The organism is Sphingomonas sp. SUN039, from assembly GCF_024758725.1.
Classification (GTDB): domain Bacteria; phylum Pseudomonadota; class Alphaproteobacteria; order Sphingomonadales; family Sphingomonadaceae; genus Sphingomonas_O.
This window is the reverse complement of the sequence record NZ_CP096972.1, coordinates 2,418,314-2,436,919: the sequence shown is the minus strand read 5'-3', so window position 1 is coordinate 2,436,919 and position 18,606 is coordinate 2,418,314. Positions and strand designations below refer to the sequence as shown.

17 protein-coding genes and 1 tRNA gene are annotated in these 18,606 nt (G+C 65.7%); 10 read left to right on the top strand and 8 right to left on the bottom strand.

What is annotated here, in order from left to right; genetic code table 11:
- Positions 1 to 3: 3 nt before the first annotated feature.
- The 6 genes from miaB (at position 4) to M0209_RS11765 (ending at position 5,215) form a co-directional block, all read left to right on the top strand.
- Positions 4 to 1,320, top strand: a complete 1,317-nt coding sequence (gene miaB / locus M0209_RS11790; protein WP_258888460.1) for a tRNA (N6-isopentenyl adenosine(37)-C2)-methylthiotransferase MiaB — start codon at positions 4 to 6, stop codon at positions 1,318 to 1,320.
- 54 nt (positions 1,321 to 1,374) lie between these two features.
- Entirely contained in the window at positions 1,375 to 2,313 is a 939-nt protein-coding gene (locus M0209_RS11785; RefSeq protein WP_258889631.1) for a PhoH family protein, read from the top strand.
- The gene (gene ybeY / locus M0209_RS11780) at positions 2,310 to 2,822 is read left to right on the top strand and encodes an rRNA maturation RNase YbeY (protein ID WP_258888459.1); all 513 of its coding nucleotides are present in this window, start codon (positions 2,310 to 2,312) and stop codon (positions 2,820 to 2,822) included. The genes M0209_RS11785 and ybeY overlap by 4 nt, the downstream gene beginning before the upstream one ends.
- Entirely contained in the window at positions 2,819 to 3,715 is an 897-nt protein-coding gene (locus tag M0209_RS11775; RefSeq protein ID WP_258888458.1) for a hemolysin family protein, read from the top strand. Before ybeY ends, M0209_RS11775 begins: the two co-directional genes overlap by 4 nt.
- Positions 3,716 to 3,732: 17 nt before the next feature.
- The gene (locus M0209_RS11770) at positions 3,733 to 5,043 is read left to right on the top strand and encodes a sorbosone dehydrogenase family protein (RefSeq protein ID WP_258888457.1); all 1,311 of its coding nucleotides are present in this window, start codon (positions 3,733 to 3,735) and stop codon (positions 5,041 to 5,043) included.
- Positions 5,044 to 5,139: 96 nt separating this feature from the next.
- Positions 5,140 to 5,215: transfer RNA gene (locus tag M0209_RS11765), tRNA-Ala, on the top strand.
- Between the two features lie 15 nt (positions 5,216 to 5,230).
- Here the strand turns inward: M0209_RS11765 and M0209_RS11760 are convergent.
- Genes M0209_RS11760 through M0209_RS11745 form a run of 4 tightly spaced genes read right to left on the bottom strand, consistent with a single transcriptional unit; the run spans position 5,231 to position 8,707 of the window.
- Positions 5,231 to 5,803: an ABC-type transport auxiliary lipoprotein family protein gene (locus M0209_RS11760; protein WP_258888456.1), complete on the bottom strand. Its 573-nt coding sequence runs from the start codon at positions 5,801 to 5,803 to the stop codon at positions 5,231 to 5,233.
- Positions 5,800 to 6,741: an MlaD family protein gene (locus M0209_RS11755; RefSeq protein ID WP_258888455.1), complete on the bottom strand. Its 942-nt coding sequence runs from the start codon at positions 6,739 to 6,741 to the stop codon at positions 5,800 to 5,802. The genes M0209_RS11760 and M0209_RS11755 overlap by 4 nt, the downstream gene beginning before the upstream one ends.
- A complete protein-coding gene (locus M0209_RS11750) occupies positions 6,741 to 7,604 on the bottom strand; it encodes an ABC transporter ATP-binding protein (protein WP_258888454.1) in 864 nt (287 codons plus the stop codon). The genes M0209_RS11755 and M0209_RS11750 overlap by 1 nt, the downstream gene beginning before the upstream one ends.
- Positions 7,601 to 8,707 (bottom strand): ABC transporter permease, encoded by a 1,107-nt coding sequence (locus tag M0209_RS11745; RefSeq protein ID WP_258888453.1) that lies wholly within the window; start codon positions 8,705 to 8,707, stop codon positions 7,601 to 7,603. The genes M0209_RS11750 and M0209_RS11745 overlap by 4 nt, the downstream gene beginning before the upstream one ends.
- A gap of 62 nt (positions 8,708 to 8,769) precedes the next feature.
- Between M0209_RS11745 and M0209_RS11740 the strand changes: the two genes are divergently transcribed.
- A complete protein-coding gene (locus tag M0209_RS11740; RefSeq protein WP_258888452.1) occupies positions 8,770 to 9,465 on the top strand; it encodes an HAD family phosphatase in 696 nt (231 codons plus the stop codon).
- 9 nt (positions 9,466 to 9,474) lie between these two features.
- Here M0209_RS11740 and M0209_RS11735 read toward each other — a convergent pair whose 3' ends face one another.
- From M0209_RS11735 to lgt, 4 genes are read right to left on the bottom strand one after another with little or no spacing between them, the layout of a single operon-like run.
- Entirely contained in the window at positions 9,475 to 10,779 is a 1,305-nt protein-coding gene (locus tag M0209_RS11735) for a cystathionine gamma-synthase family protein (protein WP_258888451.1), read from the bottom strand.
- Between the two features lie 43 nt (positions 10,780 to 10,822).
- Positions 10,823 to 11,584, bottom strand: coding sequence for a peptidoglycan editing factor PgeF (gene pgeF, locus M0209_RS11730; protein ID WP_408988200.1), 762 nt, complete (start codon positions 11,582 to 11,584; stop codon positions 10,823 to 10,825).
- A complete protein-coding gene (locus M0209_RS11725; protein ID WP_408988199.1) occupies positions 11,581 to 12,645 on the bottom strand; it encodes a class I SAM-dependent methyltransferase in 1,065 nt (354 codons plus the stop codon). Before M0209_RS11725 ends, pgeF begins: the two co-directional genes overlap by 4 nt.
- On the bottom strand, positions 12,642 to 13,538 hold the full coding sequence (gene lgt, locus M0209_RS11720; RefSeq protein WP_258888449.1) for a prolipoprotein diacylglyceryl transferase: 897 nt from the start codon (positions 13,536 to 13,538) through the stop codon (positions 12,642 to 12,644). Before lgt ends, M0209_RS11725 begins: the two co-directional genes overlap by 4 nt.
- Before the next feature lie 69 nt (positions 13,539 to 13,607).
- On the opposite strand from lgt, the gene M0209_RS11715 reads away from it, so the two are divergent.
- The 3 genes from M0209_RS11715 (at position 13,608) to hemH (ending at position 18,600) form a co-directional block, all read left to right on the top strand.
- Entirely contained in the window at positions 13,608 to 15,329 is a 1,722-nt protein-coding gene (locus M0209_RS11715; protein WP_258888448.1) for a class I adenylate-forming enzyme family protein, read from the top strand.
- Between the two features lie 101 nt (positions 15,330 to 15,430).
- On the top strand, positions 15,431 to 17,590 hold the full coding sequence (locus tag M0209_RS11710; protein ID WP_309547064.1) for a molybdopterin cofactor-binding domain-containing protein: 2,160 nt from the start codon (positions 15,431 to 15,433) through the stop codon (positions 17,588 to 17,590).
- The gene (hemH, locus tag M0209_RS11705; protein ID WP_258888446.1) at positions 17,590 to 18,600 is read left to right on the top strand and encodes a ferrochelatase; all 1,011 of its coding nucleotides are present in this window, start codon (positions 17,590 to 17,592) and stop codon (positions 18,598 to 18,600) included. The genes M0209_RS11710 and hemH overlap by 1 nt, the downstream gene beginning before the upstream one ends.
- The last annotated feature ends 6 nt before the right edge of the window (positions 18,601 to 18,606 follow it).

Here is an 18,606-nt window from a genome sequence, read left to right as displayed (position 1 = left end):
GCAATGACTTCTCCCAAGACTTACCACGTCAAATCCTTCGGCTGCCAGATGAACGTCTATGACGGCGACCGCATGGGCGAGTTGCTGAGCGCCGAGGGCATGACGGCGGCGACCGATGCCGACAGCGCCGATGTCGTGGTGCTCAACACCTGCCACATCCGCGAACGCGCGGTACACCGGGTCTATTCGGAGATCGGCGCGCTGCGCCGCGACGACGGGACGCGACCGATGATCGCGGTCGCGGGCTGCGTCGCACAGGCCGAAGGGGCCGAGGTCGCGAAGCGCGCGAGGGACGTCGATGTCGTGGTCGGCCCTCAGGCCTATCACCGCTTGCCCGCGCTGCTCGCCGAGGCGCGCGCGAGGGGCAAGGCGCAGATCGACACCGACATGCCTGCCGAATCCAAGTTCGATGCGCTGCCGACGCGCGGCCCAGGCCGCCCCTCGGCGTTCCTGACGGTGCAGGAAGGCTGCGACAAATTCTGCACCTATTGCGTGGTGCCGTACACACGCGGGGCCGAAGTCTCGCGCGGGTTCGAGGCGGTTCTCGACGAGGCGCGCGCGCTGGTCGATGGCGGCGCGAGGGAAATCACGCTGCTCGGGCAAAATGTGAATGCTTGGGACGATGCGGGGCGGGGCCTGCATGACCTGATCGTGGCGCTCGACAAGCTCCCCGGGCTGGCGCGCATCCGCTATACGACGAGCCACCCGAACGACATGCGCCAAGGGCTGATCGATGCGCACCGCGACGTCGAAAAGCTGATGCCGTTCCTCCATCTGCCGGTGCAGTCGGGCAGCGACCGCGTCTTGAAAGCGATGAACCGCAGCCATGACACCGCATCCTATCTCCGCCTGATAGAGCGCGTCCGTGAGGCGCGCCCCGATATCGCGATCTCGGGCGACTTCATTGTCGGATTTCCGGGCGAAACCGGTGCCGAGTTCGAGGAGACGCTGAACATCGTCCGTGCCGTGAACTACGCACAGGCATTCAGCTTTGCCTATAGCCCGCGCCCCGGCACGCCCGCCGCGACGATGGACGCGCAGGTGCCGAAAGCGGTGATGGACGAGCGGCTGCAACGACTGCAGGCGCTGCTCAACGAACAGCAATATGCGTTCAACACCGCCAGCGTCGGTCGCCGCACCAGCGTGCTGATCGAACGCAAGGGCAAGATTGCGGGGCAGATGCTCGGCAAGTCGCCCTGGCTTCAATCGGTGCATGTCGTCGATCCGACGCTCAAAATCGGCGACCTCGTCGAGGTCGACCTGACCCATGCCGGACCCAATAGCCTGCGAGGTACTGCTCCTATGAAACTGGCCGCCTGAGTGCCGAAAAAGCCCATTCCCGCCGCGCTCGGCGACCGCAGCCGCATCGAAGTCATGTTCGACAAGCCGCAACTGCTCGCGCGGGTGCTCGGCGAATACGACCGCAACCTCGTCGCCATCGAGAACCGGCTGGGCGTCTATATCGCGGCGCGCGGCAACAAGCTCCAAATCGAGGGCGAGGCGGCAGCGTGCGCGCGGGCGCGCGACGTACTGACCGGCCTCTACAACCGCGTGGTGCAGGGGCAGGACATCGATACCGGCGAAGTCGATGCGGTGATCGCAATGTCTGCCGAACCGACGCTCGATGGCATCATCCGCCATGATGTGGCGACGCCGCCGAGCATCATGATCCGCACGCGCAAGAAAACGATTGTCCCGCGCTCGGCGACGCAGACGCGCTATATGGAAGCGCTGATCGCGCACGACATCATCTTCGCACTGGGACCGGCGGGGACGGGCAAGACCTATCTCGCGGTCGCACAGGCCGTGTCGCAGCTTATCACTGGCAGCGTCGACCGCCTCATCCTGTCGCGCCCCGCCGTCGAGGCAGGCGAGAAGATCGGCTTCCTGCCCGGCGATATGAAGGAAAAAGTCGATCCGTACCTGCGGCCCCTGTACGATGCGCTCTACGATTGCCTGCCCGCCGAACAGGTCGAGCGGCGCATCGCCAGCGGTGAAATCGAGATCGCGCCGATCGCCTTCATGCGCGGGCGGACGCTCGCGGAATCGTTCATCATCCTCGACGAGGCGCAGAACACCACGCCCGCGCAGATGAAGATGTTCCTCACCCGCTTCGGCCAGAACAGCCGCATGGTGGTGTGCGGCGATCCCAACCAGACCGACCTGCCCAAGGGCCAGGAATCGGGCCTGAACGACGCGGTCGGCAAGCTGGAGGGGATCGAGGGCATCGGCACGGTCCGCTTCGGCATCGGCGACGTCGTGCGGCATCCGGTGGTGGGGCGGATCGTCGAGGCGTATGAGGGGGGTGGGTGATCGAGGTTGCTGCCCTGCGCGAAGACCCTTGGCCCGAAGCGGATTGGGAAAGTCTTTCGGATAAGGCGGTCGAAGCGGCGATATCTGCCAGTGTACAGTCAGCGCTGGCCGAAACCGCTGCGACCGTCGAAATCGCTGTCCGCCTCACGTCCGACGCCGAGGTCCGCACGCTAAACTTCCAGTATCGCCAGCAGGACAAGCCGACCAATGTCCTGTCCTTCCCGATGGTCCAGCCCGACCTGATCGAGACGCTTGGCAACACTGACGACGGCGAAGTGCTGCTCGGCGATATCGTCCTTGCCTACGAGACCTGCGCGCGCGAGGCGGCCGAGAAGGGGGTGCCGCTGGCGGATCATGCCGCGCATCTGATTGTGCATGGGGTCCTCCATCTGTTAGGGTACGACCATATCGACGACGCGGAGGCCGAGGCGATGGAAGATATCGAGCGGGCCGCCATGTCCGCGCTGGGTCTGCACGACCCCTATGAGGACCACGAAACCCCCCAATGAAAGAAGGCGATAGTAGCCGCGAGAGCGGCCTGTGGAATACGGTCCGCTCGCTGTTCGGCGACGGCCCCGAGCCGACCCTGCGCGAACAGATCGAAGAAGCGATCGACGAGCATGAGGACGATCCCGCTCCCGACGAGAAGGGCGACCTGTCCCCGGTCGAGCGCCAGATGGTCCGCAATCTGCTGAGCTTCGGCAAGCGCACCGTCGACGATGTGGGCGTGCCGCGCGCCGATATCGTCGCGATCCCCGAGACTTCGACCTTCGCCGAACTGGTCGCGGTTCTGGCCGACGCGCCGCACAGCCGCCTGCCGGTCTATCGCGACAGCCTCGACCAGGTCGTCGGCATGATCCACATCAAGGACGCCTTTGCGCTGCTGGCGCGCGGCGAACCGTTCCCCGAGACGATATCGGGGCTGATCCGTCAGCCGCTCTATGTGCCGCAATCGATGGGCGTGCTCGACTTGCTCGCCGAAATGCGCGCCCAGCGTGTCCACCTTGCGATCGTCATCGACGAATATTCGGGGACAGAGGGACTGGTGACGATCGAGGATCTGGTCGAGGAAATCGTCGGCGATATCGAGGACGAAACCGACGACGCGGTCGTGCCGCAGCTGGTCCAGCTCGAGGACGGGATGTGGGACGCCGATGCACGAGCCGAGCTCGAAGACATTGCCGAGACCGTCGATCCACGCTTGGCCGTTATCGACGAGGATGTCGACACCATCGGCGGTCTGGCCTTCATGCTGGCAGGTCATGTGCCGCAGCCGGGCGAAATGCTGATGCATGACAGCGGCTGGCGGATCGAGGTGACCGAGGGCGACACCCGCCGGGCTACCCGGCTGCGGCTGCATCCGCCGATTGTTGATCCAGAGGGTGGCGCTGCGAGCAAGTGATTGCCATATCGGGCATCATGACCTTTCGCGCCAAAATCCTCTCGTCCGTCCTGCTGCTCGTGCTCATCGGCGCGGGGGCTCTCTGGTATCTTTCGCGCGGGGTGCCGGCGTTACTGCCGGTCGAGGCCGTGTCGGGGACCAGACCGAAGATCACACCGGCCCGCACGGAGAAGGTGCCGACGGTGAGCCTTGCCAAGCCGGTCGGCTGGACCGGCACGGCCGCGCCGGTTGCCGCAGCCGGTTTGACGGTCGCCGCGTTCGCGCGCGACCTCGACCATCCGCGCTGGATGTACGAACTCCCCAACGGCGATGTGCTGGTTGCCGAGACCAATTCGCCGCCGCGCGAAGGCGGCGGCATCACCGGCTGGGTCATGACGACGCTGATGGGTTACGCCGGCGCAGGCGTCCCGAGCGCCAACCGCATCACGTTGCTCCGCGATGCCGACGGCGACGGTGTCGCCGAGGTAAAGACGCCGTTTCTGACCGGCCTCAATTCGCCGTTCGGCATGGCGCTGGTCGGCGACCAGCTTTACATTGGCAACCACGATGCACTGGTTGTCGTACCCTATGTTGCGGGCGAGACGAAGATCGGCGCGACCCCCAAAAAAGTGATGTCGCTCCCCGGCGGCGGCAACCATTGGGCGAAAAACGTGGTGGCCGCGCCCGATAACCAGTCGCTGTTCATTTCGGTCGGCTCCTCGTCGAATATCGCCGAGGGCGGCATGGATGCCGAGGATAACCGTGCCAATATCCTCGAGCTCAACCTTGCGACCAAGGCGCTCCGCGTGTGGACGGCGGGGCTTCGCAATCCGGTCGGCATGGCGTGGGAGCCGCAGAGCAAATCGCTGTGGACCGTCGTCAACGAGCGCGACATGCTCGGCGGCGACCTTGCGCCCGATTATCTGACGCGTGCCGATTTCGGGGCGTTCTACGGCTGGCCCTACACCTATTGGGGCGGCTATCGCGACGAACGCGCTGAGGACCGGCCCGACCTGCTGCAATATACCCGCCGTCCCGACTATGCGCTGGGGGCGCATACCGCGTCGCTGGGCCTCGCATTCGGGTCGCTCGGTGCCTTTCAAAAGGGGGCGTTCATCGGCCAGCACGGATCGTGGAACCGCAAGCCGCCGTCGGGCTACAAGGTCGTGTTCGTCGGCTTCAACGCGCGCGGCTTCCCCGAAGGACCGATGCGCGACGTGTTGACCGGCTTTCTCGACAAGGACGGTCAGGCGCAGGGTCGCCCGGTCGGGGTGATCGCGCGCAGCAAGGGCGACCTGCTCGTCGCCGACGATGTCGGCAACCGCATCTGGCGGGTCGCGGCGAAATAGCACGGCACAAACAGGGCGTTGCATCGCCGCCACGCCCTCGTTATGGGGTCCGCCTCCGCGACGCCGCCCCCATGCGGCACGCGATAGATCTGGTGAGGGGCTGTAGCTCAGTTGGGAGAGCGCGTCGTTCGCAATGACGAGGTCAGCGGTTCGATCCCGCTCAGCTCCACCAGATGTTTCCGCGGTGCTATTTTACCCAATCGGCGACCTGCATGGCCAGATCGTTGGCCGCGCGGTTGAGCGCGGTTCCGGCCTGTGCCGCATCGACGGCGGCAAGCGGCGCGCGTGCCTCGAAACGCCGGGTTTCGACCCGCCCGCCCTCGCGCGACAGTTGCGCGTCGAAAGTTGCCACCGCCTGCATGGCGTTCGGGTCGATCCCGAAGCGCTGGAGCTGACCCGACAGCCGCATGGCGGGGCTGGCACCGAATTGGCGGGGATCGAGCACGATCTTGGCCGTCCGCGCCGTCACCGTCTCGGACAGCAGCCGCTGGATCGCGCGTACCGGCGGCTCGTTCCACGCACCATCGGCGACATAGGCGAGCGCGGTGCCGTCATAGACCGGTATCCGCACCGTCTGGACGGCAGCATTGGCGGTGGGCGTCAGGATGAGCACGGTATTCTCGGCAGAAGCCTGCCGGACCGCATCGGTCGGGACCGTCGCCGAGGTGGTCAGCGTCATCAGCATCTTGGGCGGCTTGCCCCCGAAGCTGACGCACCCGCCGAGCAACAAGAGTCCGCATATCGCAGCCGGACGGATCATTTGCGGTCTCCTTTAGGCTTGTAGTCGGGCAGGCGCGGGCTGCCGATAATGCTGCCGGCGCCACCCTGATCGATCTTGCCAGCCACCGCCGTCAGGCTTTCGGCCATGACCCGCAGATCGCGGACGAGCTGCCCGATTTCGGGCAGGGTCTGTTTGGAAAAGGCCTGCACGCCGGGCTGGGCGTCCTTCAGCGTCGCGTCGAGCGTCGTCATGCTGCGGTTGGCCGAGGCAATGGCGCTGCGCAGGTCGGTAATCAGCGGACCCGACTGCCCGTCGACGGTTTGCGCGAGATTGCCGATTTTTTCGGCCGCATCGCCTGCTTTCTGCACGGCAACCCGCGTTTCGGCGATGGTCGCGGCAATCTCCGGCCCGCGGTTGGCGAGGTCGCCCGACAGCTTGTCGACATTGGCCAAAATGCCCGAAAACGACTTCTGGTTCTTGTCGTTGAGCACTTCGGTCAGCCGCTCGGTCAGCGTCGAAATGCGCTCGAGCAACTGCGGGGCAGAATTGAGCAACGCGCCGAGGCCGCCGCGTTTGGTCGGGATCACCGGCACACCCGCCGGCCCCGGATCGGTGATCGGCGGTGCGCCTTTGATCGCCCCGTCGAGCACGACCGTCGACGGCCCGGTAAAGCTGCCCAGAATCGTTGCAGTCGTGCCCTGTAGGATGGGCGTATCGTTCTTCAACTCCACGCGGACACGCTTGAACTCGGGATTGTCTTTCCACAGCTCGATACCGGTAATCTGTCCCGACGGCACGCCCGAGAAAGTCACGGTCGATCCGGTGGCCAGCCCTTCGACCGATTGCTTGAAGAAAATGTCATAGGTCTTGGTCTTGCCGCCCGAGACGCCCGACAGCCAGACAAGAAACAGCGCAATGGCAACGAGCAGGGTGAGCACCACGCTGCCGACGAGCACCTGGTTCGATCGCGTTTCCATCAGGCAGCACTTTCTTTCTGGGGAGCGGCTGGAGTCGGCTTGTTTTCCTGTCGGCCGAGCGCCGCTGTGGCGGCCCGCCCGCGCGGGCCGTTGAAATACTCCTGGATCCACGAATGGTCGAGCGCGAGCAGCTCGGGGATCGTGCCCACGGCGATAACCTTTTTGTCGGCGAGCACCGCGACCCGGTCGCAGATGGCATAGAGCGTGTCGAGATCATGGGTGATCAGGAAAACGGTCAGGCCCATCGTCCGTTGCAGGTCGCGGGTCAGCTCGTCGAACGCCGCCGCACCGATGGGATCGAGCCCGGCCGTCGGTTCGTCGAGAAACAGCAATTCGGGGTCGAGCGCGAGCGCACGGGCGAGTCCGGCGCGCTTCTTCATGCCGCCCGACAGTTCGGACGGGTATTTGGGGCCTGCGTCGACCGGCAAGCCCGCCATTTCGACTTTGTAGCCGGCGATCTGGTCGAGCAGCGTTTTCGACAGCTTCGGATAGAATTCGCGCAACGGAAACTCGACATTCTCCGCAACCGTCAGCGTCGAGAACAGCGCACCGCCCTGAAACAACACGCCCCAGCGGCGGCGGATGCTGCCGTCCTCGTCGTCGTGGCTCATATCCTCGCCGAAGACATGGACTTCGCCCGCTTCGGGGGTTTGCAGCCCGATGATCGAGCGCATCAGCACCGACTTGCCCGTGCCCGACCCGCCGACGACGCCCATGATCTCGCCGCGTCGCACATCGAGGTCGAGGCCGTCGTGGATCACCGCATCGCCGAAACTGTTCCGCAGACCGCGGACCGAAACGACGATATCGTCCCGGATTGCGGGCGAGGTTGCGGGGGCGGGCGGGGTGCCGGCCTCGCTCATTTCCACCCGATCCCGGTGAAGAACACCGCAAAGAACGCGTCGAGCACGATGACCAGGAAGATCGCCTGCACCACCGACGCCGTGGTGCGAAGCCCGACCTGTTCGGCATTTCCCTCGACCTGCAGCCCCTGAAAACAACCCGAGGCGGAAATGATCAGGCCGAACACCACGGCCTTGATCAGGCCGATATAGACGTCGGTCGCGGGCACGACTTCGCGGATACGCTGGATATAGGTCACCGGCTGGATACCGAGCACGGTCCAGCAGAATAGCCCGCCGCCGACCACCGCGACCATCGACGCGTAAAATCCCAGCAGCGGCATCATCAGCACGGTCGCGATGATGCGCGGCAGGACCAGTGCCTCGTTCGGCGAGATGCCGATCGTCCGCATCGCGTCGATTTCCTCGGTCAGCTTCATCGTGCCGAGTTCGGCGGCGAACGCCGATCCCGAGCGCCCCGCAACCATGATCGCGGTCATCAACACACCGAGTTCGCGAAAGGTGATCCGGCCGACAAGGTTGACCGTGAAACTTTCGAACCCGAATTGCTGAAGCTGCACCGCACCCTGTTGCGCGATGACAAAGCCGATCAGGAAGCTCATCAAACCGATAATACCGAACGCTTTCACCCCGACGATCTCGAACCGCTGGATGACCGCGTCGAGTCGGAACCGCGACGGGTGGCGGATGACATTGGCAAAGGCGATGCACACCGCCCCGAAAAAACCGAGCAGGCCGAGCAGGGTCCGCCCGGCGATCTGCGTCGCCTCGCCGATCTCGCCGAGCACACGCACCAGCGGCAGGACATGGTCCGGGCGCACTTTCATCGGGGTGTCGCTGCGCGAAACCTGGGCAATCAGATGGGCGTTATCGGCACTTGCTCCAGTAATCGTTGCGCCGGTGTCGCGCGACAGACGGTGGACGACCCAGGCCCCGATGGTGTCCATCTGACCGACGTCCGACAGGTCGATGGTGGCGGCGTGCGGCGGGTCGTTCTCCAGCCGATTGGGCAATTCGCCCAACTGCGACAGGGTGAGCGCGCCGGTGAACACCAGCGTCCGCGTACCATCGCGGTCGATCTCGGAAAAATCGGCCCCTGTCATCGTTATGGGTGATGCGGCATTAATGCTGGCGCGGCAAGACGTTGCAACGATAGGGCAGGGCGATGAGCGAAACCGAAATCCCGGCCAAAATCCGTCTGGCGATTTATGACATGGACAAGACGGTCACGCGCCGTCCGACATATACCCCGTTTCTCATCCATGCTGCCCGAACGCGCAAACCATGGCGTTTGTTGCTGCTTCCTTTCGTGATCGTCACGATTTTGCTGTACGCGGCGCGGATCATCGACCGGGGGCGGTTGAAAGAGCTCAACCATAGCCTGCTCGTTGGGCCGGCCCTTTCACCCGCCGATGCGTCGGCACTCGCGGAAAGCTTTGCCGCCGAAACACTGGCCACGAACATATTGCCGCAAGCGCAGACCCGCGTTCTCGCCGACAAGGGCGACGGGTACCGGATGGTGCTCGCGACCGCCTCGTATGAATTCTATGCGCGGGCCATCGCGCGCACGCTCGGCTTCGACGATGTGATCGGGACGATGACCCGTACCGATACGGCGGGCGCGCTGCTGGCGCGGATCGATGCGCAGAATTGCTATGGCACCGCCAAGCTCGAAATGGTGCAGGCGTGGCTGGTGCGGCAGGGGCTGGCGCGCGAGGATTGCCATATCCGCTTCTACAGCGATCATGTCTCCGACGCGCCGTGTCTCAACTGGGCGGACGAGGCGTTCGCCACCAACCCCCACCCGCCGCTGGTCGCGCTGGCCGCGCAGCGGGGGTGGCAGGTATTCAACTGGCGCTAGATTGCCCGGTCAGATTGCCCGTAGCGCCTGTCGGAAATCGGCAATCAGGTCCTCGGCATTTTCGACCCCCACCGAAATCCGCACGAGGTTGTCGCCGATGCCGAGCGCGTCCTTGCGCTCCTGCGGCACTGAGAGATGCGTCATCGCGGCCGGGCAACTCGCCAGTGTTTCGGTGCCGCCCAGACTAACCGCCAGCTTGGCAATCTTGAGCGCGTCAAGGAACGCAAAGGACTCGCGCTCCCCACCTTTCAGATAGAGCGAGAAGGTCGATCCGGCGCCGGTGCAGTGCCGCGCATAGATATCGGCCTGTCGCGATCCGGGTTCCAGAAAGCCGAGATAGCCGACGGTTTCGACCTGCGGCTGTTCGCGTAGAAAGGCGCAGACCTTGGCGGCATTCTCGCCTGCGCGGCTCATGCGGAGTTCGAGCGTTTCGAGCGAGCGCAGCAGCATCCACGCCGAATGCGGATCGGTGATCGTACCGATGGTGTTGCGCATCATGCGGACGGTGTTGATGATGCTCTTTGCCCCCACCGCGCCGCCCGCGACGAGGTCGCTGTGCCCGCCGGCATATTTGGTCAGGCTGTAGAGCACGAGGTCCGCGCCCTGCCGTAGCGGCTTGGCCCAGAGCGGCCCGAGGAACGTGTTGTCGATGACGATGGGGGGCTTGTCGCCATCGAACGCCGTATCGCGGGCGTCGCGCACCGCTTCGACATCGACCAGCGCATTGGTCGGGTTGGCCGGGCTTTCGAGATAGACCATGGCGACATTGCCCAGCGTCTTTGCCTTGGCGAGCACCGCATCGATTTCTTCGCGCGTCGCCCCTGCCGGGAAATCCAGCCAGTGCACGCCGTACCGCCCGAAAATGCGACCGATCAGCGTTTCGGTCGCGGCATAGAGAGGTGCTGAATGGACGATGACGTCGCCCGATTTGACCAGCGCCAGCATCACCGTCGCGATCGCCGACATGCCGGACGAAAAGACCAGCGCATCTTCGGCATCTTCCCAGATGCCGAGCCGGTCCTCGAGGATTTCCTGATTGGGTCCGTTGAAGCGCGAATAGACGAGGCCTTCCGCGCCGCCGGGGCGCTTGCCGGTCACGCCTTCGAAAAAGCGTTTTCCCGCCGCCGCATTCTCGAACACGAACGTCGAGGTCAGGAAAATCGGGGGTTTGAGCGATCCTTCCGACAGGGCGGGATCGAAGCCATGCCCCATCATGAGCGTCTCGGGTGCAAGGCGGCGGTTGTCGATGGCGAGGATGTCGGGTTTGGGCCGGCGACGCTGGGGCGTGCCGGTCAGTGTAGCTTCGTCTTCCAAGGTTTCTCTCCGGTGCCGAGCGCGCCCAGAGTCCGAGCAGACTCTACCGGAGCGCGATCAGCGATATTTGCCGACCATAGTCCGGTTCACCGGCCAATGTCGCGCGTCGAAAACTGTAGAAGCGGCTGTCGAGTTCCAGCGTGTCGAGTCCGAGTACCTCGACGCGGCCGACACCGGCGGCGCTCAGCCGTTGCGCGACATAGCCGGGCAGGTCGAATTGCATATGGCCGGGGCGACCCGCCACAAAGAAGCGTTCGTTGTCGATATCGACTGCAACAAAGCGCGCGCGAAAGCCTTCATCGATCTCGTAGCTCGCCTGCGCGATGCACGGGCCGACGACTGCGCTGATGCGGTCGCGCCGCGCGCCCAGCCCTTCCATCGCGGTAATCGTTGCGTCGGTAACGCCGCCGATCGCCCCCTTCCACCCGGCGTGCGCCGCACCGATCACGCCCGCGTCGACATCGGCGAACAGCACAGGCGCGCAATCGGCGGTCAGGATGCCGAGCGCGAGGCCGGGGCGGTCGGTGACCAACGCATCTGCAGGCGGGCGGGCGTCGTCGGGCCAAGCGGTATCTGGCGTGACAACCTCGATCCCGTGGACCTGAAACACCGTGACCAGCGCCGCATCGGGCGCGACGGCGGCCAGCGCACGGCGGCGGTTCTCCGCCACCGCAAGTGGATCGTCGGCACTGCCCAGCCCCACGTTGAGGCCCGCGACAAGACCGGTCGAAACGCCGCCCTGCCGTCCGAGGAAGCCGTGGCGAACCCCATCCAACAGCGGTGAAGCGACAACATCGATGCTCACGCAAACCCCGCCGGTTGCGGCCATCCGCTGCCGGTAAGCGCCATCGCCCGGAACAGCGTGCCCATGGCGTCCGCGCCGGTCAGTCGCGCGTGGGCCGAGCCGATTTCGTCGGCGCGGGGCGGCGATGCCTTGGCCAGCGCCGCCGCGCGTGTTGCGATGCCGAGCTGCCCAAGGAAATCGCGTTGGGGCACCGGACCATGTACCGTCGCCCCGGCAACCTGCCCCGCCGCTCCCAGCACCGCGAAATCGACATGCGCGCTCAGATCGACCTCGCCCGGCGCGTCGAACGGATTGGCGAACCCATGCCCCCGCACCGCCTGCAATGTTTCGCCTAGCGCTGGCCCGTCATAGCCGTAATCGACGATCAGTGCCGCGCCGCCCTGTCGGGCCAGTCGCGCCGCCAGCTCGCGGACCACGCCGACGCTCGCGGGCGACGATTCGATCAGACTGCCGACGGGCGCATCGCGCAGATGTTCGGGAACGATGGCCTCGGGCATGACCGGCCCTGCGATCGGCAGGAACAGCGTGTCCTGACACGCGACCAGCCGCCGGTGCCAGCCCCCTTGGCCGCGCACGATCTGTTCGATGGGCAGTGCATCGAAAAACTCGTTGGCGACAACGACTAGCGGCGCGTCGTCAGGCAGCGTCGACACATCGTCGTGCCAGATCGCCCCCGGCACCCGGGCTGCCTGTTCGGCGCGCAGCCGCGGAGAGGTCTCGACGAAATGCACGGTCGGCGTCAGGCTCGCTTTTGCCATCGTTCGCAGGGCGTCCGCCGCGAGCGTCCCGCGTCCTGGCCCCAGCTCCACATAATGGACCGCCGGTCGCCCCGCGCGGCCCCAAAGATCGGCGATCCACGCGCCGATCATTTCGCCGAACATCTGGCTGATTTCGGGTGCCGTGATGAAATCGCCTGCCGCGCCGATGGCGCGGGCCTTCGCGTAATATTCAGCGTTGGCCGCCGCCATGAACCGCGACACCGGGATCGGCCCCGCCAGCGTGATGGCGCGGGCAAGCCGGTCGGCCAGCCTCCCTTCGCCTGCCGCCTCGGCCTCGATCACGCGACGCTCGCGTTTCCGGCAATCGGCTCTATCCGGTGACGCCGCCCCTTCGACGTCGTCAGCAACCACAGCCCGACCAGCAGCACCGGCAACGACAGGGTCTGCCCCATCGTCAGCCCCCACGACAGATGCTCGAGGCCCGCATCGGGCGCGCGTACCCGCTCCAGCCCGAAGCGGACCAGCGCGTAAAAGGTCAGCCCCGCCCCGGCCAGCCGCCCCGGATAGTAACGCGCATCGGTCTTCCAGAAGAGCCACCACAGCAGCAGCCCCAGACCAAGCCCCTCCAGACCCGCTTCGTAAAGTTGGCTGGGGTGTCGCGCGACATCTCCGCCGCCCGGAAAGACGATGCCCCACGGCAGGTCGGTCGGACGGCCCCACAGCTCGCCGTTCACGAAATTGGCGAGGCGTACGAAGAACTCGCCGAAGGGCGTCGCACAGCCGACATAATCGAGCACACGCAGCAGCGGCAGCTTGTTCTTCCAGGCAAAATACAGGATCGCCGCCACCAGCCCGATCAGCCCGCCGTGGAACGACATACCGCCCTCCCACAGCTTGATGATATCGGTCGGCGTGCCAAGCATTTCGGGCTTGTAGAACAAGACATAGCCCAGCCGCCCGCCGAGGATGATGCCGAGCGTCGCATAAAAGACGAAATCGTCGGCGTGGCGCTGCGCCATCGGTGCGCCCGGCTGTTTGAGCAACTTCGACAGATACCACCAGCCCAGCACGATTCCGGCGATATAGGCCAGGCTGTACCAGCGCAGCGCGAACCAGCCGATGCGGAATACCACCGGATCGAGGCCGAGATCGGTAAAGCGGATCGCGCCCGCCGAGGCTGCCGACGCTACGGCACCCGCACTTGCAACAACACTCAATGCAAATTCGTGCAGCAAGGCTTTTCCCTTCCGGTTTTCGCCCCCATACAAGCGGCATTGGCGAAGACCAAGCGGAGAGGGAATCACATGCCGTCCGAACTCGACCTGCGGATCGACCGCGCCATCGGCGCGCTTTCGGTCGAAGGCGGCCCGTTGCCGCTCGGCAGCTTCACGCTTCCCTGCGGGGTCGATGTGCCGGTCATCGCCGCCGCGCCGCCGACGCTCATCGGCTATTTCGCGCATTTCTGCGCCCAGCACGGCGATGCGGATTTTCTGGTCGACGGCGACGAGCGGCTGAGCTTTGCCACAGTCCACGCCGAAGCAGTCAAGGTCGCGCACGCCTTGGTCGGCGGATACGGCGTGAAAAAGGGAGACCGTATCGGCATCGCGATGCGGAATGCGCCGTCTTGGGTCGTGCTCTACATGGGCATATTGATGGCAGGCGGCGTTGCGACCTTGCTCAATGGCTGGTGGCAGGGCGGCGAGCTGTGCGACGGGATCGCGGCGGTCGATGCCAAACTCGTCTTCGCGGATCCGCCGCGTGCCAAGCGGGTCGCCGAATGCGGACGTGAAACCGGGTTCGAGATCGTGCTCGTCGATGTCGCGCTGCCCTTGGGCGAGGCAATGGAACCGGTGCTGGCACGCGGCGGCGCGGACGCGGGGCTCCCTGACGTCGGCCCCGACGATCTGGCCACGATCCTGTTCACCTCCGGGTCCACCGGCCAATCGAAGGGCGCCTATTCGACGCACCGCGCGGTGGTGCAGGGTACGTTCAATTACATCGCGATGGCGCTGATGATGCTCCAGATCGGCACCGAGGACGGGACGATCAAGGAACCGCGTCCGCAACACGCCGTGTTGATGACGGTGCCACTGTTCCACGTGACAGGTGAAATCCCCATGCTGCTCGTCAGCTTCGCCATCGGGCGCAAGATGGTGATGATGGCCAAATGGAACGCGCTCGAGGCAATGAAGCTGATCGAGGGCGAAAAGGTCACCAACTTCACCGGTGTGCCGCTGATGAGCTGGGAAATTCTCAACCACCCCGAACGCGGCAATTACGACCTCTCGACCGTACAGTCGTTCGCGGCGGGTGGCGCGCCGCGTCCGCCCGAGCACGTCCGGCGGTTGAACGACGAAATGCCGGCCCCGCCTGCGCTCGGCTATGGCTTGACCGAGACTAATGCCGTCGGCTGCGGCTCGTTCTCGAGCAATTATCTCGACAAGCCCAACAGCACCGGTCGCGCGTCGAAGCCGCTGGTCGATGTCGCGATCCTTGATGATGACGGCAAGCCGCAAGCGCAGGGCGAACGCGGGGAAATCAGCATCCGCTCGGTCGCCAATTTCAGCGGCTATTGGAACAACCCCACTGCAACGGCAGCGTGCATGACCGCCGACGGCTATTTCCGCACCGGCGACATCGGTTATCTCGATCCCGACGGCTATCTCTTCATCGTCGACCGCAAGAAGGACATCATCATCCGCGGCGGCGAGAATATCAGCTGCCAGGAAGTCGAGGCGGCGATCTACGCGCACCCCGCCATTGCCGAGGCGTGCGTGTTCGGCCTGCCCGACGAACGGCTCGGTGAAATTGTCGGGGCCATCGTGCACGTCCATCCCGGCGAGCATCTGAGCGAAGAAGCGCTGCTGTTCTTCCTCGGCGAACAGCTGGCGGCGTTCAAAGTGCCCGCGCGGCTGTGGTTCGAGGCCGACCCCCTGCCCAAACTCGGCACCGAAAAGATCGACAAGGTCGGGCTGCGCGCGAAATACCGTGCGGTGCACGAAGCCGAGGCGAAACAGACGGCCTGATTCTCAAGGGGATTGGCAGCGGCGCTCCCCGCCCGTAACGCCCCTCCATGCCCGCGCCTAAAATCTCCCGCCGTAACTTGCTTGTCGGCGGCGGTGCTGGGTTGGGCCTGGTTGTCGGCTTTGCCCTGTGGCCGCGTGCCTATGCGCCCGGCCTGAATACCGCGCCCGGCGAACATGTGCTCGGCGGCTTCGTGAAGATCGGCGAAGACGGCCATGTCGCCATCGTCGTGCCGCAGGTCGAACTCGGCCACGGTGTCTTTACAACTCATGCCCAGATTATCGCCGATGAACTCGGCGCAGACTGGCGCACGGTCGCGGTCGAGGCGGCACACGCGGGGCCGCTTTATGCCAGTGCGCTGTTAATGCGCGAATGGGACGAAGGATTGGGACGCAGTGCGCCGGCGCGGCTGGTCGACCGGCGTAACGACGTGATGGCTACCGGCGGATCGACGTCGGTGCGCGGGTTCGAAGGCGTGCTGCGCGATGCGGGCGCGGCGGCGCGGGCGCTGCTCTGCTCGGCGGCAGCGGAACGCTGGGACGCCGACTGGCGGGCATGCGACACGCACGGCGGCTTCGTCTGGCGCGGCGACGAGCGGATGCGGTTCGGCGAAGTCGCTGCCGAGGCGGCTAGACTTAAGCTGCCCGGCGACGTCGCATGGCGGACGGGCAGCGCGAACCGGCTGGTCGCGACCGAAGTGCCGCGTCTCGACCTGCCGTCGAAGGTCGACGGCAGTGCCAATTTCGCCGCCGATATCCGCCTGCCCGACATGGTCTATGCCGCGATTGCCGAAGGGCCGGTAGGCGACACCCGGCTGAAATCGATCGACCGGGCGGCGGCGGAGAAGGTGACCGGCGTCACCGATGTAGTCGAAACCGAGCGCTGGGTCGCGGTCGCCGCCACCAACTGGTGGGCAGCGAACGAAGGGCTGCGCGCGGCAAAACCGACGTTTGTGGTTGCAGGGACGCCCGCCAACGACCGCAGCATCGCGCGCGCGCTGGACGCCGCGTTCGACCGGGGCGAGCGGCTGTCGGCGGTTGGCGATATCGGCGGCGCGTTCGCCGGGGCCGATGTCCTGACCCAGAGCTATCGCGTCGGCCTTGCGCCGCATGCCGCCGTCGAGACGGCGTCGGTGACCGTGCAGATCGACGGCAACGGGGTGCAGGTCTGGACCGGGACGCAGGTGCCGGGGTTGGCCGCCGCGGCCGCCGCACGCGTGCTCGGCATCGATGCGGCCCGGATCGTCGTCCACCCGATGATGGTCGGCGGGGCCTTTGGCGCGCGGTACGAGACCGATCTGGTCGGCCATGCCGCGACGCTTGCCGACCGGCTGAAACGCCCCGTCCAGCTCATGCGCTCGCGCGGCGAGGAAATGCGTCGCGACACGTTCCGCCCCGCCACCGTCGTCAAGGTCGCGGCACGCACGACCGCCGAGGGACGGATCGGTGCCTTGTTCGCACAGGTCGCGACTCCCGCCGCACTTCACGAACTCGATGCGCGGATTTTCGGGGGCAAGACGGGGGCAGCGGCAATGGCAGCGAGCGCCGGTGTTGCCGAACCGGCGGCGATCATGGGCGCGGCAACGCCGTATGACATCCCGATCCATGCGCTCGATCACCATCCGGCGGCGCTCGGAATCCCGGTCGGCGACTGGCGCGGGCGGGCTTTTGGCGCCAACGCTTTTGTCACCGAAAGCTTCGTCGACGAGGTCGCGCACATGACCGGCAACGACCCGTTCTCGGTGCGGATGGCGATGCTCGGCCAGAACCCGCGACTGGCCCAATGCCTGACCAAAGTTGCCGAGACCGGCGGCTGGCAGGGCGGCGCGCAAGGTTCGAACCAGGGGCTGGCCGTATGTTCGATGACGGGCAGCCATATCGCGGTGCTGGCCGAAGCGCGGATCGGCGACGGCGGGCGGGTGCAGGTCGACCGGCTGTTTGCGGTTGCCGATGTCGGGCGCGTCATTCACCCGGGCATTGTGCGCGCGCAGATCATCGGCGGGCTGGTGTTCGGCATGTCGGCGGCGACGAGTGCGGCGGTCTCGGTCCATCGCGGCCTTGCCGGACCCGAGCGCTTTGGCGACTTGCGCCTGCCGCGAATGGCGGATTGCCCGAAGATCGAGATCGAGCTGATCGTCAGCCGCGCCGATCCCGGCGGTGCGGGCGAACTCGCGGTGCCGCCGGTCGCGCCCGCCATTGCCAATGCCCTGTTCGCGGCGACGGGCATGCGCTACCGCCAGCTTCCCCTCATTCAGGACGCCTGATGCGCGCTGCCCAGCTTCCCGGCGACCACCCGATTATTCCGCCGCCCAAAATCGGCGTGCTGCTCGTCAACCTCGGCTCGCCCGAGGCACCGACGCGCGACGCGGTGAAGGCGTACCTGCGCGAATTTTTGTCCGACCGCCGCGTTGTCGAACTGCCGCCGCTGTTGTGGCAGATCATCTTGCGGGGGTTCGTGCTCAACACGCGGCCCGCGACCACCGCGCATGCCTATCGCCAGATCTGGACCGAGGCAGGGTCGCCGCTGGCCGCGATCACGGCCGAACAGGCGCGTGGCCTGTCGTTCGGCGACACGGTGATCGTCGACTGGGCGATGCGGTACGGGAAGCCCGCGATTGCCGACCGGGTGAAGGCGCTGAAGGATGCCGGCTGCCAGCGCATCCTGATTGCGCCGCTCTATCCGCAATATTCGGGGGCGACGACTGCGACGGTCAACGACCGCGTGTTCGACGTGCTGAAGCAGATGCGCTGGCAGCCCGCGCTCCGTACCCTGCCGCCATGGCATGACGATCCTGCCTATATCGAGGCGCTGAAGGTGTCGGTCGAGCGGCAGATTGCGGCGCTGTCGTTCGTGCCCGACACGATCGTTGCCAGCTTCCATTCGATGCCGGTGTCGACGCTCGAGGACGGCGATCCCTATCACTGCCAGTGCCAGAAAACGGCACGGCTGCTTGGCAACGCGTTAAGGCGCGACCTCGTCGTCAGCTTCCAGAGCAAGCTCGGCCGCGCCAAATGGCTCGAACCGTCGACCGAGGAGACGCTGGCGCGCTTGGGACGCGAAGGGGTGAAATCGGTCGCGGTGGTGACGCCGGGATTCGCCGCCGACAATCTCGAAACGCTTGAGGAGATTGCGATTCGTGGCCGCGAGACGTTCGTCGAGGCGGGCGGCAGCGATTTCGCGGCGCTCGAATGCCTCAATGCCTCTACGGAAAGCATGGAACTTATGCATTTAATCATTGGGCGTGAACTTGAAGGGTGGCTGCCCCACAGTTAGGCTCCC